The sequence below is a fragment of the Bradyrhizobium sp. BWA-3-5 genome, from assembly GCF_032917985.1.
Taxonomy (GTDB): Bacteria; Pseudomonadota; Alphaproteobacteria; order Rhizobiales; family Xanthobacteraceae; genus Bradyrhizobium.
This window is the reverse complement of sequence record NZ_CP136626.1, coordinates 4538033-4552429: the sequence shown is the minus strand read 5'-3', so window position 1 is coordinate 4552429 and position 14397 is coordinate 4538033. Positions and strand designations below refer to the sequence as shown.

14 protein-coding genes are annotated in these 14397 nt (G+C 63.0%); 7 read left to right on the top strand and 7 right to left on the bottom strand.

The features are described 5' to 3' along the window. Positions 1-20 precede the first annotated feature (20 nt). Positions 21-1832, bottom strand: a complete 1812-nt coding sequence (locus tag RX331_RS22185; RefSeq protein ID WP_317252041.1) for an ABC-F family ATP-binding cassette domain-containing protein — start codon at positions 1830-1832, stop codon at positions 21-23. 3 nt (positions 1833-1835) lie between these two features. Beyond that, positions 1836-2330 (bottom strand): YaiI/YqxD family protein, encoded by a 495-nt coding sequence (locus RX331_RS22180; protein WP_317252040.1) that lies wholly within the window; start codon positions 2328-2330, stop codon positions 1836-1838. 146 nt (positions 2331-2476) lie between these two features. Here RX331_RS22180 and RX331_RS22175 point away from each other — a divergent pair, with 146 nt between their 5' ends. The 3 genes from RX331_RS22175 (at position 2477) to RX331_RS22165 (ending at position 4323) form a co-directional block, all read left to right on the top strand. Then, on the top strand, positions 2477-3271 hold the full coding sequence (locus RX331_RS22175) for a hypothetical protein (RefSeq protein ID WP_317252039.1): 795 nt from the start codon (positions 2477-2479) through the stop codon (positions 3269-3271). Between the two features lie 2 nt (positions 3272-3273). Then, positions 3274-3879, top strand: coding sequence for a 2-hydroxychromene-2-carboxylate isomerase (locus RX331_RS22170; protein WP_317252038.1), 606 nt, complete (start codon positions 3274-3276; stop codon positions 3877-3879). A gap of 63 nt (positions 3880-3942) precedes the next feature. After that, positions 3943-4323 carry a rhodanese-like domain-containing protein gene (locus tag RX331_RS22165; RefSeq protein ID WP_317252037.1) on the top strand — a complete coding sequence of 127 codons (381 nt, stop codon included), beginning with the start codon at positions 3943-3945 and terminating at the stop codon, positions 4321-4323. A 173-nt stretch (positions 4324-4496) separates the two neighbouring features. On the opposite strand, the gene RX331_RS22160 is transcribed toward RX331_RS22165, so the two are convergent. Then, positions 4497-6872 (bottom strand): xanthine dehydrogenase family protein molybdopterin-binding subunit, encoded by a 2376-nt coding sequence (locus tag RX331_RS22160; RefSeq protein WP_317252036.1) that lies wholly within the window; start codon positions 6870-6872, stop codon positions 4497-4499. 209 nt (positions 6873-7081) lie between these two features. Between RX331_RS22160 and RX331_RS22155 the strand changes: the two genes are divergently transcribed. Then, the gene (locus tag RX331_RS22155) at positions 7082-8125 is read left to right on the top strand and encodes a Ppx/GppA phosphatase family protein (protein ID WP_317252035.1); all 1044 of its coding nucleotides are present in this window, start codon (positions 7082-7084) and stop codon (positions 8123-8125) included. 111 nt (positions 8126-8236) lie between these two features. On the opposite strand, the gene RX331_RS22150 is transcribed toward RX331_RS22155, so the two are convergent. Further along, positions 8237-8866 (bottom strand): phasin family protein, encoded by a 630-nt coding sequence (locus RX331_RS22150; protein ID WP_317252034.1) that lies wholly within the window; start codon positions 8864-8866, stop codon positions 8237-8239. Positions 8867-9087: 221 nt separating this feature from the next. Here RX331_RS22150 and RX331_RS22145 point away from each other — a divergent pair, with 221 nt between their 5' ends. The 3 genes from RX331_RS22145 to RX331_RS22135 all read left to right on the top strand — a co-directional run bounded on the left by RX331_RS22145 (position 9088) and on the right by RX331_RS22135 (position 11852). After that, entirely contained in the window at positions 9088-10050 is a 963-nt protein-coding gene (locus RX331_RS22145) for an alpha/beta hydrolase (protein WP_317252033.1), read from the top strand. A gap of 152 nt (positions 10051-10202) precedes the next feature. Next, a complete protein-coding gene (locus RX331_RS22140; RefSeq protein WP_317252032.1) occupies positions 10203-10892 on the top strand; it encodes an RlmE family RNA methyltransferase in 690 nt (229 codons plus the stop codon). 177 nt (positions 10893-11069) lie between these two features. Further along, entirely contained in the window at positions 11070-11852 is a 783-nt protein-coding gene (locus RX331_RS22135) for a Crp/Fnr family transcriptional regulator (protein ID WP_317258208.1), read from the top strand. 20 nt (positions 11853-11872) lie between these two features. Here RX331_RS22135 and RX331_RS22130 read toward each other — a convergent pair whose 3' ends face one another. The 3 genes from RX331_RS22130 to RX331_RS22120 all read right to left on the bottom strand — a co-directional run bounded on the left by RX331_RS22130 (position 11873) and on the right by RX331_RS22120 (position 14387). Continuing rightward, positions 11873-12094: a hypothetical protein gene (locus tag RX331_RS22130; protein ID WP_317252031.1), complete on the bottom strand. Its 222-nt coding sequence runs from the start codon at positions 12092-12094 to the stop codon at positions 11873-11875. A gap of 117 nt (positions 12095-12211) precedes the next feature. After that, positions 12212-12598 carry a phasin gene (locus tag RX331_RS22125; protein WP_317258207.1) on the bottom strand — a complete coding sequence of 129 codons (387 nt, stop codon included), beginning with the start codon at positions 12596-12598 and terminating at the stop codon, positions 12212-12214. Between the two features lie 313 nt (positions 12599-12911). Beyond that, positions 12912-14387, bottom strand: coding sequence for an MFS transporter (locus RX331_RS22120; RefSeq protein ID WP_317252030.1), 1476 nt, complete (start codon positions 14385-14387; stop codon positions 12912-12914). Between the last annotated feature and the right edge of the window lie 10 nt (positions 14388-14397).

Below are 14397 nucleotides of genomic sequence, written 5' to 3'. Positions count from 1 at the left end.
TCTCTCTTCAATTACACGCATTATGCCTGTTCGATTTCTTCCCGCAAAACTTCCAGCTCCAGCCAGCGGTCTTCGGCAGCTGAAAGTTCTTCATGCGCCTTGGCGATCGCGGCGGAGGCGGCGTCGAACTTCTTGCGATCCTTGGCGTAGAGATCGGGATCGTCAAGCAGCTTCTGCTGTTTGGCGATCTCGGCCTGTAACTTTGCCATCGTCTTCGGCAGCGTTTCCAGCGCGTGCTTCTCATTGAAGCTGAGCCGGCGCTTTGGCGTGGCCGTAGGCGTCGCCTTTGCTTCCTTCTTTTCCTCGGCAACGGGCGCGGCCTTGACCGCTTCGCGCGTCAGATCGGCGCCGCGCTGCGCCAGCATGTCGCTATAGCCGCCGGCATATTCGATCCAGCGGCCATTACCCTCTGGCACGATCACCGAGGTCACCACGCGGTCGAGGAAGTCGCGGTCATGGCTGATCAGGATCACCGTACCCTCGTAATCGCCGAGCATTTCCTCGAGCACATCGAGCGTCTCGAGGTCGAGGTCGTTGGTTGGCTCGTCCAGCACCAATAAGTTCGACGGTTTTGCCAGCGCGCGCGCCAGCATCAGCCGGCCGCGCTCACCGCCGGAGAGTGCCTCCAGCGGCGTGCCGCGTTGTATCTCGGCGAACAGAAAATCCTTCATATAGCCGATGACGTGTTTTGGCTTGCCGCCGACATTGACGTGATCGCCGCGTCCGCCGGTCAAGGCTTCGGCGAGCGTCGATTTCGGATCGAGGCTTTCGCGGTGCTGGTCGAGCGTAGCCATCTCGATATTGGCGCCGAGCCGGATCGTGCCGCTGTCAGGCGGATCAGTGCCGATCAGAAGATGCACCAGCGTGGTCTTGCCGGCGCCGTTCGGGCCGACAATGCCGACGCGGTCGCCGCGCTGGATGCGGATCGAAAAGTTGTCCACGATCGGCCGGTCGCCATAGGCCTTGCCGATGCCCTTCGCCTCGATCACCAGCCGCCCGGATTTTTCGGCTTCCGCCGCTGCGAGATTGGCGCTGCCGGTCGCGCCGCGATAGTTCCGGCGCTGATCGCGCAATGCATGCAGATTGCCGAGCCGCTTGACGTTACGCTTGCGGCGGCCGGAGACGCCGTAGCGCAGCCAGTGCTCCTCGTTGACGATCTTGCGGTCGAGCTTGTGCTGCTCGCGCTCTTCCTCCGCCAGGACCTCGTCGCGCCAGGCCTCAAAGGCGGAGAAGCCGCGGTCGATCTGTCTGATCTGGCCGCGATCGAGCCAGGCGGTCGCGCGCGACAGGTTGGAGAGGAAGCGGCGGTCGTGGCTGATCAGGACCAGGGCGCACTTTCTGCTTTCCAATTCGCCTTCCAGCCACTCGATGGTGGGAAGATCGAGATGGTTGGTCGGTTCATCCAGCAGCAAGATGTCAGGCGAGGGCGCCAGCACCCGCGCCAGCGCCGCGCGGCGGGCCTCGCCGCCCGAAATGTGGGCGGGGTCCTCTTCGCCGGAGAGCCCGAGCTGCTCGACCAGATAGCGCGCCTGGTAGTGATCGTCGCCGGGGCCGAGACCGGCCTCGACATAGGCCAGCGTCGTCTTGTGCTCGCCGAAATCGGGCTCCTGCGGCAGATAGCGGATGGTGGCGCCCGGCTGCACGAAGCGGCTGCCGCCGTCGGGCTCGACCAGGCCGGCCGCGATCTTGAGCAGCGTCGATTTGCCGGAGCCGTTGCGGCCGATCAGGCAGACGCGCTCGCCTGATGATACTGACAGTTCAACGCCGGACAGCAGCGGCGTGCCGCCAAAGGTCAGGCGAATATCTTTCAATTGGATCAGCGGCGGCGCCATCGTCTAGCCCTGGTTCGGCGCGGGCTGCTGGGCCCGCTGGCGCTGGATGCGGCGGATGGTCTGGTCGAGCGTGGACAGGAAAGCCGCGCGGTCGCGCGGCGCGAACGATCTCGGTCCACCCGTCACTTCGCCCGAGGAGCGCAGGTCGGTCATCAAATTGCGTACTGCCAGCGTCATGCCGATCGATTCTTCCGTGAACGGCTTGCCGTTCGGCGCGATCACCGCCGCGCCCGCCTTGATGCAGCGGCTGGCGAGCGGGATATCCGAGGTGATGACGATATCGCCCTTGCCGGCGCGTTCGGCGATCCAGTCATCGGCGGCATCCATACCGGAACCGGCAGCGATGCGCTCGATCAGCGGGTCCTGCGGTACGCGGATGAAATTGCCCGCGACCACGCTGACCGGCAAGCCGTGGCGGATCGCGACGCGATAGATCTCGTCCTTCACCGGGCAGGCGTCGGCATCGACATAGATGCGGGTGGGATTCACGTCAGGCATATCGGTTCAAGAGGGTTATTGCCCGCGCGTGGTAACCCATTCGATGGCGGAATGCGAGGAAAACAGGGGGCGGAACACGCTTGCCACGGCATATTCTTTGCGTACGATAACTGCCTGAAAACAACAAAGAATAAGAGGAAGCGGGCATGCCCATCCAGCCCCATCGGGTCTCGGCCTACAACACGTCAAAACACTCCGAAAACAAGATGCACGATGACACCGTCGCCAAGCGCTACGGTTTTGTCGGCGGGCTGGTGCCCGGCGTTGACGTGATGGCCTACATGATGCACCTGCCAGTCGCCAAATGGGGCCGCGCCTTCCTCGAACGCGGCCTGATCGAGGCACGCTTCGTCAAGCCCGTCTATGACGGCGAATTGACCGATATCACCGGCGAAGAGCGTGGCGGCGTGCTCACGATCCAGGTCGAGAGCCGGGGTGAGCTTTGCGCGACCGGCACCGCCTCGCTGCCGCCGGCGGCGCCATCCTTTTCCCTGTCCGACTTCGTCGAGGTTGCAGCGGTGGCTGAGCGCAAGCCGGTGGACGCGACCTCCTATGCCCTCGGCAAATGGCTGGGCGCGATCCCGCGCACCTGGGCGGCGGATGCGGCCAAAGAGTATCTTTCGGACATTCGCGAAACCGAAGAGATCTACGCCAGAGAAGGGCTCGGCCACCCCGGCCTGTTGCCGCGGGTGATGAACAAGGTGCTGGTCGACAACGCGATTCTGGGCCCCTGGATTCACGTCGGCACAAGGATGCAGTTGCTGTCGGCGGCCTGCATCGGCGATGAATTGACTGCGCGCGCCAAGGTGACCGGCAACTACGACAAGAAGGGCCACCGCTTCGTCGAGCTCGACGCCCTCGTGGTCGGCAACGGCACGACACCGCTGGCGCATTGCCACCACATCGCGATCTACCAACCGCGCGAACAGGCGGCGGCGTAACCATGGCCATCACCATTACCTATTATCTGTCGCTCAACTCGCCCTGGACGTATATCGGCAGCGCGCCGTTTGCCGAGATTGCGCGGCGATACGGCGCTGAAGTCGACGTTAAGCCAGCCAAGTTCGGCCCGATCTTCGAGCAGACCGGTGGCCTGCCGCTGCCAAAGCGCTCGCCGCAGCGGCGCGCCTACCGGTTGATGGAGCTCAGGCGCTGGCGCGAGGTGAGGGGCATTCCGCTCAACGTCGAGCCCAAATATTTCCCCAGCGATGACCTCGCGGCCGTACGCCTGGTGATATCTGCCAAGCTGCAGGGCAAGGACGCGCACCTGTTGTCGCTGGAGTTCGGCCGCGCGATCTGGGAGCGAGAGGAATCGCTCGCCGACACCGCCGTGATGGCGGCCGCCGCGCAACGCGCCGGCCTCGACGCGGCGGCCTTGCGCGCCAACGGTCCGCCGAATGCCGAGCTCGATGCGCTGTACGAACAGTACACGCAGGATGCGCTTAAGGCCGGCGTGTTCGGCGCGCCGAGCTACGTGCTGCCGTCAGGCGAGATCTTCTGGGGCCAGGACCGGCTGGAGCTTCTGGAGCGCGCGCTGAAGCAGGCCTAACGCATCGCGGCTACAAATACGCTATGATCCGGGTCTAACGAGAAAACGAAAAAGGAGTACACGATGCCCAGTTCAGTCAAGGACCTGCTCGCAGCGGCCAACAGCTCGGTCCCAACCATCAGCCCACAGGATGCCAAAGCGCTAATTGAGAGTGGCAAGGTTTTGGTCGTCGATGTGCGCGACGGCACCGAACTGCAAGCGACCGGCAAGGTTCAGGGCGCGAAGCACGTCTCGCGCGGCATGCTGGAATTTCGCGCCGATCCTGAAAGCCCCTATTACGACAACGCATTCGATCGGGAGAAAACCGTGATTGTCTATTGCGCCTCCGGCGGCCGATCCGCGCTCGCCGGCAAGACGCTGCAGGACCTCGGCTACAAGGACGTGCGTAATCTCGGCGGCTTCAAGGGCTGGGCCGAAAGCGGCGGCGCGGTCGAGAAGGTGTGAAGCCTATTCTCGCCATGCGCAACTTGTCGTTCCCCGCGAAGGCGGGAAATCCAGTACACCCGCGGCTCCTAGGCTCTATCGCTGACGCCTCTGGAATACTGGGTCACCCGCCCCAGTGCGCAATTGCGCACAAGGCGGGTGACGACAGCTTTGGGCGTGGCGGCAGTGACGTCCTACGCCGCTTGCTTTGCCTTCGCATCCTGGATCGCGCGCCACACCCGTTCCGGCGTGAGCGGCATGTCGATGTGGCTGATGCCATACTCCCACAGCGCGTCGATCACTGCGTTGACGATGCAGACGAGGCTGCCGGCGCAGCCGGCTTCGCCGCAGCCCTTGGTGCCCAGCGGATTGGATTTTGCGGGCGAGGGGTGGTCGCCAATTTCCATCAGCGGAATATCCTCCGCCCGCGGCAGCGCGTAGTCCATGAATGAACCCGTGATCGGCTGTCCGCTGGCATCGTAGCTGACCTGCTCCATCAGCGCCTGGCCGATGCCCTGCGCCACGCCGCCATGGAGTTGCCCGGCGACGATCATTGGATTGACCACCGTGCCGAAATCATTGACCGCGAAATAGCGGATGATCTTGACCGCGCCCGTTTCAGGGTCGATCTCGACCTCTGCGACGTGGCAGCCGTTGGGGAAGGTGGACGGCGTGTCCTTGGTGGCATGGTCGACGTCGAGCGACAGCGGCGCCCCCGCCGGCATCTTGCCCTCGCGCAGGCGCTTGGCCAGATCCATGATGCCGATCGAGCGGTCGGTGCCGGCGATGGTGAAGCGGCCACCGGCGAACTCGATGTCGCCCTCGGACGCTTCCAACAGATGCGCGGCGGCCTGCTTGCCCTTCTCGATCACCAGCGCGGAGGCTTCGACGATCGCCTGTCCCGTCGCCGTGATCGAGCGCGAGCCGCCGGTGCCGTTGCCGAAGCGGACGAGGTCGCTGTCGTTCTGCTCGATCGTGATCTTCTCGAAGGGCACGCCGAGCTGCGCCGACAGCACCTGCGCGAACGGGGTGGCGTGGCCCTGGCCGTAGTCGAGCGTGCCGGTCGTCAGCTTCACCGAGCCGTCCGGCTCGAAGGTGATCTTGCCGAGCTCGCCGCTCGGCGGCGCGGTGACTTCGAGATAGGAGCCGACGGCAATGCCACGCAGCTTGCCGAGCTTTTTGCTTTCTTTCTTCCGCTTCGCAAAATTGGCGTGGTCGGAAATCTCCAGCGCCTTGTTGAAGACCCCGGCGAAATCGCCGCTGTCATAGGTGACGCCGCTGGCGGCCGCGAACGGCAGCTGCGACGGCTTGATGAAGTTGCGCTTGCGCAGCGTCAGGCGATTGATGCCCATTTCATCGGCGGCGCGGTCGATCAGCCGCTCCATATAGTAATTGGCCTCGGGCCGGCCGGCGCCGCGATAGGCGCCCATCAGCGTGGTGTTGGTCAAGACGGTCTTGATGTCGACGCCAAGCAGCGGCGTGCGGTAGACGCTGGCGAGATTCTTGCCGGTGTTGAGCGACAATGGCCCCGGCGCCACGCCGGTGATGTAGGCGCCGAGATTGCCGTAACCGGAAAGCCGCACCGCGAGAAACTTGCCTTCGGCGTCCAGCGCCAGCTCTGCATGAATCAGCTGCGCGCGGCCGTGGCTGTCGGAAAGGAAGCTGGTCGAGCGCTCGTCGGTCCATTTCACCGGACGGTCCAGCGCCTTCGCGGCGTGCAGGATGCAGGTATATTCGGGATAGCTGACGTTCTTCATGCCGAAAGAGCCGCCGACATTGGCGGTCAGGATGCGAACCTTGTCGTTCGGCACGTTGAGGATCTTTGCCAGCGTCACCTTGTTGCCGGAGACGCCCTGCGTCGGCACCTGCAGCGTGAAGCGCTCGGTGGCCTTGTCGAACGCCGCCAGCGCCACGCGCGGCTCCATCGACACCACGGCAACGCGGGTGTTGACGATGTCGAGTTTTGTCACATGCGCAGCGGAGGCAAACGCGGCGTCGATCTTGGCGGCATCGCCGTAGTGATAGTCGAGCGCGACGTTGTTCGGGATGTGATCATAGAGCTGCGGCGCGCCGGGCTTGGCGGCTTCCGCGGCATCGGTCACCGCCGGCAGCGGCTCGATGTCGAGCTCGACAGCCTCCGCCGCATCACGCGCCTGTGCCAGCGTTTCCGCGACCACGAAGGCGATGGGGTCGCCGACAAAGCGCACCTTGTCGGTCGCCAGCGCCGGGCGGTTGGTCTGCAACAGCGGCGAGCCGTCGCGGCTCTTCAGCGGCAGGCCGCAGGTGAAGGGGGCATAGCCGGCGGCGGCGAGATCCTTGCCGGTCCAGACGCCGAGCACGCCGGGCATCGCCCGGGCAGTCGCCGTGTCGATGCCCTTGATGATTCCATGGGCATGGCTGGAGCGCACCATCCAGCAATAGGCCTGGCCCGGCAGGGTGAAGTCGTCGGTATATTTGCCCTTGCCGCGGACCAGCGTGTCGTCCTCCTTGCGGCGCACCGGTTGCCCCACGCCGTATTTTTGCAGTGCGATAGCGTTGTCCAGCGAGGAAGGTGACGTGTGATCTTGCATTGCAAACACCTGAAATACGTGGGAATCGCCGGGATTTTCGGGGTTCCGTGGGTTCCTGGTCAGATAACGCACTGCGTCATGCCGGACAACGCCTGATTGGGCATAGTCCTATGTGATGGGTTGTTGCTTACCCCTTTGGCGCTGCTAAAGTTTCCGTGAACGGTAATTTTCTTCGGCGGCCGGAAGCGGCCTGCGGAAAGACAGTTTTGATGAAGGAAGATACGCGGCTGCGCGACGGCCTTGATGCCTGCGCAAGCCCGTCAGGGTCGGTCGCGACATCAGCGGCAAACGGTGTTTACGCCGCGCTCGACCTTGGCACCAATAATTGCCGGCTTTTGATCGCCAGCCCGACCGGCGACGGCTTTCGCGTGGTGGATTCGTTTTCGCGGATCATCCGGCTCGGAGAAGGCATTTCCGCGACCGGTTCCATCAGCGAGGCGGCCATCGAGCGTGCCATCGCCGCGCTCAGCATCTGCAGCGACAAGATTCGTTACCGCAAAGCCAAGCGCCTGCGGCTGATCGCGACCGAAGCCTGCCGCGCCGCCGCCAATGCCGACAGCTTCCGCGCGCGCGTCGCGCAGGAAACTGGCATCCGGCTCGAGGTGATCGACCGCGAGACCGAGGCGACGCTGGCGGTGATCGGCTGCTCGCCGCTGCTCGACACCAAAGGGCGGGGCGCCATCCTGTTCGACATCGGCGGCGGCTCGACCGAACTGGTGCGGATCGAGCGCGATCCGACTGCACAGAATGCGCCGCCGCGGATCAAGGCGTGGATGTCGATCCCGCTCGGCGTCGTCACGCTGGCCGAACATTTCGGCGGCCGCGACGTTACGGCTGAATCCTACGAACGCATGGTGCGCGAAGTGACGCAGCATGTGGCGCCGTTCGCGGCCGAGCATGGCCAGGATTTGCGCGACATGCATATGCTCGGCACATCGGGCACGGTGACGACGCTGGCCGGCGTCCACCTCAACCTGGCGCGCTATGATCGTCGTCGCATCGACGGCATCTGGATGAACGGGTCTGATGTTTCGGCCGTGATCCATCGGCTGCTTGCCATGAGCTATCAGGAACGCGCCAACAATAGTTGCATCAGCATCGAGCGCGCCGATCTGGTGCTGGCCGGCTGCGCCATCCTTGACGCGATCAGGGACGCCTTCCCGCTGCCGCGGCTGCGCGTCGCCGACCGCGGCCTGCGCGAGGGCATGCTGGTCGAGATGATGCGTGAAGACGGCGTGCTCAGGCCGTGCTGATCTAGGTCGGGCCGATATCCGTGTATTAGAGCAGGTGTACCTCCCGGGAACGAGAAGGGCGGCCGAGCGTTGGGCCGCTCTTCTTCCAAGACCGAACCGCGACCTCCAGGGCTACGCGGCGCGCCGGATCTCATCCATACTTTTGCTGATCTGCTTTCCGGCATCATCCGCCATTTGGATCGACATGTCGGCTATTCGGCGGCTGCTCTGCAGAACCGATTCCACGGTCTCGCGCACTATGTCACTGTGTATCGCTGCAAAGTCTTGAGGGGTTCGGCAAGACCACAATTCATTCATATGATCCATGTTCTTCTCGACCTGGTGCCGGACCATCTGGAAGTACTCGTGCGAGATGCCACCCATCACTTTGGCAGCCGCGGTACCGGTGTAGAGCACAGTTTGGGTGTTGCGAGCCGACCGTTCCGTTGCCTGTTGCACGCCGTCTCCCGACAAGCCGAGCGTGCGACCAAATTGCTCTGTCGATCGGCCCATCACCGAAGTCGCCATTTCCAGGCCGCAGCGCCATGCGTCTTGTAATGTTTCGGCGTTCTGCTTGAGCAGGCTAGCGCTTGCACGAGCCACTTCCTCTCCTGCTTCAGCTGCGACTTGTCCGACACGGGCCGTCTGCTCGGCTGTCGCCTGTCCGAAACGGTTGGCTTGTTCCGCAGCCTTCTCGCCGGCGTGGCGCGCCGTGTCTTCCATTCCTTGGGTAGGTTTTTCCTCTTGGCGTGGATTTGCCATCTTATTTCTCCGCTAATTGCAGGTTGATGACTTGCCCCCAGCTCCGTCCGAGCAACGCCGCCGCTGGGAAAACCGTTCCCGATCGTGTCGGTGTTTTCCGTGCTCATCGTTGGATTGAAAACGACAAGTTAGGAACGACGGCAACATGTCCCTGTTATGCCGCAAACCAGCTACTCGGCCGCCGTAATTCGGCGGGCTATGCACATCATGAGGCTCAGCGAATGTCCACCACTGCTACCATCCTCGCGATCCTCGCCACTGCTCTCGTCGTGCTGGTGATCGCGAATGTCGTGTTCTCGTTCGTGGCTGAACGGAAGAACCCGCCGATCGGCAGTTTCATCGAGTGCGAGGGTGTGCGGCTACATTACTTTGAACGAGGCAACCCGGCAGCGCGGTGCGTCGTACTGTTCCATGGTAACGGCACGATGATCCAGGACTTCATCCTCAGCGGGCTCGTTGATCATCTTGCCGGCCGCAGCCGGGTCATATGCTTTGATCGGCCGGGCTTCGGATACAGCCAGCGGCCGCGCGCACGGATTTGGACTGCAACATCCCAGGCGGCTCTGTTTGTAAAAGCCCTTAATCAGCTCGGCGTGCGCGATCCCGTCGTGCTCGGGCACTCCTGGGGTGCGTTGGTCGCCGCGGCCATCGGGTTTCAAAATGAGTACCCGATTCGAGGTCTCGTGCTTGCCTCTGGATACTACTTTCCTACGCAGCGATGGGACTTCTGGATGTTGTCAGGCCCAGCGATACCGGTCCTGGGGGATCTGGTTCGGTACACGGTCGCGCCGATCATCTCATGGGCCATTTTGCCCGGCCTCATTCGCAAGCTCTTCGCTCCGCGATCCGTTCCGGATAATTTTAAGCATGACTTTCCAGCGTCCCTGACTCTCAGGCCAAAGCAGCTGCGGGCGGCTGCGGAGGAAAGTGCGTTCCTTATCCCAGAAGCCACGCGATTCCAGTCTCGTTATCCGAGCATTCGATGCCCGGTCCATATTTTCCATGGAACGCAGGATCATATCATCGAGCCCGAACAGGCCGGGCGTCTACACAAAGCGTTGGGTCGTTCCGACTTGCACCTCGTTCGGGATGCCGGCCACATGGTGACCTATGCCGACAGCACCGCAATTGCGCAGGCTGTCGAGTCCCTCCAAAGTGCCATGGCCAAATCGGACCGTGCTTAGGGGTGCCGTCGGCAATCCTGTCCTGTTGTCGACATGGGTCGCCCGGAGTTGGAGCCGGAGCGCGGCTCATACTCGCTTCAATGCGCATCCAGTTCCGTGCTACTGATGCTAGGCTCCGGATCCGGGGCTGACATTTCAAGACAAGTAGCGATATGGCAAAGGACACCACCGGGCGGCTGCACGTCACGGTCAAGACCGCGGGCAAGCGCAAGCTGTCGTCAAAGCTCTGGCTGGAGCGGCAGCTCAACGATCCCTATGTCGCGAAAGCCAGGCGGGAGGGCTATCGCTCGCGCGCGGCCTACAAGCTGATCGAGATGGATGACAAGCACCGCTTTCTCAAGCCCGGCATGGCGGTGGTCGATCTCGGCGCCGCGCCCGGCGGCTGGAGCCAGATCGCCGCCCGGCGGGTCGGCACGGCCAATGGCAAGGGCAAGGTGGTCGCAATTGATCTGCTCGAGATGGGCGAAATTCCCGGCGTCACCTTCGCGCAGCTCGACTTTCTGGCCGATGCCGCGCCTGAAAAGCTGATGGCGATGATCGGCGGCCGTGCCGATGTCGTGATGTCCGACATGGCGGCCAACACGACCGGCCACCGCAAGACCGATCAGCTCCGCATCATCGGCCTCGTCGAAACGGCGGCCGCGTTTGCCGCCGAAGTGCTCAATCCCGGCGGTACGTTTTTGGCAAAGGTGTTCCAAAGCGGCGCCGATGCCGAACTGGTCGCGCAGTTGAAGCGTGATTACGCCAGCGTGCGCCATGTGAAGCCGGCGTCGAGCCGGCAGGATTCCTCGGAGCGTTACGTGTTGGCAATGGGCTTTCGCGGGCAGTCCAATCGCCTCTAACCTCAACTGCACCGCGCGGGACTTGGCGTGGCTCTGTCATGATTGCGACAAGACTCAAGCCATTGGAACTTTTTCCCGAATGGAGTATTTTAACGGTTCGGCGCGGCCTGCTTAGGCTTGGTGCCTCAAGTACTTCTGCAGTGTAAGGCGCGTCCGTCTGGGAGGAGTTTTCCCGTGATGGAGCACAGGGCCAGGGTTGGTAATCTGCTGTTAGCTGCGCTACCGCAGCCAGACCTTCAACTCCTTGTGCGTCATTTCCGAATGATACAGCTTGAACGTGATGCTGTGCTATTGCGGTCGGGGGACCCGGTAGACCGGATTTATTTCCCGCTTAGCGGCCTGATTGCTTTCATCATGGACATGCCGAATGGTCAAACGGTCGCGACCGCCATTGTCGGCAATGAGGGAGCCGTCGGCGTGCTGTCTACGCTCGGCCCGGTTCGTTCTCCAATGACAGCGGTGGTGCGGGTCGCGGGGCTCGCATTGCAGATTTCGTCGACACGATTTCAGTCAGTGCTTGGCGATAGCAATGCCTTGAACGGCGCGGTACAAACTCACGCCAGGGCGTTGATGGCGCAATTCCAGCACGTCGCGGCCTGCAATGCGCTCCACTCGGTTGAGGCGCGTCTGGCAAGATGGTTGCTGCACGTCCATGACCGGGTCGAGGGTGATGTCCTGCCGTTGACGCAGGAAACGCTCGCGGAATTTCTTGGCGTGCGGCGGACCACCGTGACACAGGTTATTTCCAAACTCCGCGAGCAGGGCGCAATCCGTTCCAACCGGCGGAGTTGGATCGAGATCGACCGGCCGCGGCTCGAAGCAGCGGCCTGCGAGTGTTATCATCTCATGCGCCAACGGATCGGCCGGATCGTGCAGCCGGAAGAAATGAAGCCGCCTGGTCAGACCGGGTCCGCGGAACACCGACGCGCTCAAACGTCCTTGAGAGCAAGGCATCATTGATGAACTGCAGCGCGCTAACCCTATGCCGGCTCCACGGCAAGCGCGACCTTCGGCGCGTTGCGCTTCTCGTCCACCTCGTGAACCCAGGCCTCCCTGGCGAACCATTCGTGGCTGGATTTGCAGATCGCACAAAAGGTGCGCCCGAAGAACACCGGGCTTCGGCTGAAGCGTTCTCGATCCGCTTCCATGCCGGTCGCAATGGCGCGTCCGCTCTCGGGGCATTTGATCATGACGATGCCCATTTCACTCCTCCCTGGATATTCGTTCCGTCGGCATGGCGCCTCCCTCGGCTGGAGTGCGCTCTTCTGATGGGAGCGCTGCTCCAGCCGATGCCGCCGCTGCAGAGGTTTGACTGAAGACTAGGCCGCCTTTGGCAGCGCGCCGGCAATGCCCTTCTTGAGGGGTTCAGCGGTCTCGGTCGCGACCTTGCGCGCGAGCTCCCAAAGCTCGCGGTTTTGCGAGGTCGTGGCCTCGAAGCTCTTGCGGCCGTGGCTGATGGAGAGTTGCACCGCTTCCGAGGGGGATTTCACGCCCATGAGCTGGGCGAGAAAATCCAGGGTGGCGTCGGTATTGGCCCCTGAAAATTCGATCACCTTGGCCGTATACTCGGCAGCGCGCCTAGCGTTATTCGAACAGGCATCGCGGAGCGCATCGTTGATGGCGCTCGCGGCAGATTTCATCTGCTCGATGCCTTCTCGTGCCCGCGTCATGTTCTGCTCGGCTAGCCCATCGAAAGCCGGCGTCACTGCGAGGAATGGGAAGCCCGAGCGACCATTTTCGTCGGCGGCTTTCGAATCGACATTCGTTTGCTTCGTATTCGCTTCCACTGTGTTTCACCCTTTTTATCGAACCAGATTGAACGTTCCGCGCTGGTTTCACAGGGTATGGCGCCTCATGGCAGAATCTTCCGTTCGCTTTCTGACTCTCATCGACATTTTTGATGGTCGAGCGAGTCAGTATTTGGCCAGCAGCCGGATAGGGAAGATTGTTCGATGCGAGCGACCCACGGTCACGGCTGGCGTCGGATATGCGACGAAACGGCGCGCCCGAACAGGCGTGTCAGCCCAATCGCTGATCCCGCGCGTCCTCGGTGCCCTCGCTGGCCGCCTTGCTCGCGGCCTTGGCCGCGCCCTTGCGGCTGGCAATCTCGGTGACCTTGCGGCCTGAGATTTCGTGGCCGGCATCATCAGGCATTTGCCAGAAGAACCAGGCCGACACCGCCGAGATGATCGCGACCACGAGGAAGGCGGGCGGGAACACGCCGGCACTGAGTTCGGTGACGCGCTGATAGAGCATCGTCGATTCCACCGTGGCGGCGCCGACGGCGACGCCGGCGGAAATCGCCAGCTGCTGGTTGACGCTGACGAGCGTGGTGGCGCGGCTCATCTGCCCCGGCTCGACCTCGGCATAGGCGACGGTGTTGATCGCGGTGAACTGCAGCGAGCGAAAGAAGCCGCCGACGACCAGGATGATGAAGATCAGCATCAAGGGCGTCGTCACCGTGAACAGCGCGCAGGCGGCGAGGAAGACCGCGCTGATCACGGCATTGACCGCCATCATGTTGCGGAAACCGAAAGCGCGGATGATGCGCGCGGCCAGCGTCTTCATGCCCATGGCGCCGACCGCCGAGGCGAACGTCACGAGGCCGGACTGGAACGGCGTCAGCCCAAAACCTTCCTGCATCAGAAGCGGCAGCAGGAACGGCAATGCGCCGATGCCGAGCCGGAACAGGAAACCGCCGATGATGGCGGCGCGCATGGTGGCGAGCCGCAGCAGCGAAAAGTCCAGCACCGGCGAGCCGGTGCGTCTTGCGTGCATCACGTAGAGCGTCATCGAGATCGTGCCGATCGCAACGAGGCCGGCCACGATCGGCCATGGCAGCAAATTGAGCCCGGCGACCGAGAGACCGAAGGCGATGCCGGCAAGGCCGATGCCGGCCAGCACCAGCCCGTAGAGATCGAAGCGCTCGGGATCGGTGCTCTTGATCGGGTCGATGTACTTCATCGCCATGAAGATGCCGAGCAGCCCGATCGGGATATTGATCAGGAAGATCCAGTGCCAGGAGAAATAAGTGGTGATGAAGCCGCCGAGCGGCGGGCCGATCACAGGCCCGATCAGCGCGGGCACCGTCACCCAAGTCATCGCGTTGACCAGTGCGCTCTTGTCGATGGAGCGTAATAGCACCAGCCGCCCCACCGGCGTCATCATCGCCCCGCCCATGCCCTGCAGGATGCGCGCGATCACGAAATGGGTCACGTTCTGCGACAGCGCGCAGCCGATCGAGCCGACCATGAACACGCCGATCGCGATGGAGAACACCATGCGCGCGCCGAAGCGGTCGGCGGTCCAGCCGCTGGCCGGAATGAACACGGCAAGCGACAGCAGATAGGAGGTGATGGCAAGCTTCAGCGTCAGCGGGCTGGTGCCGATGTCAGACGCGATCGCCGGCAGCGAGGTCGCGATGACCGTTGAGTCCATGTTCTCCATGAACAGGGCGGTGGCGACGATCAGCGGGATCAGGCGTTCTTTGGTCATGGGGATCGGC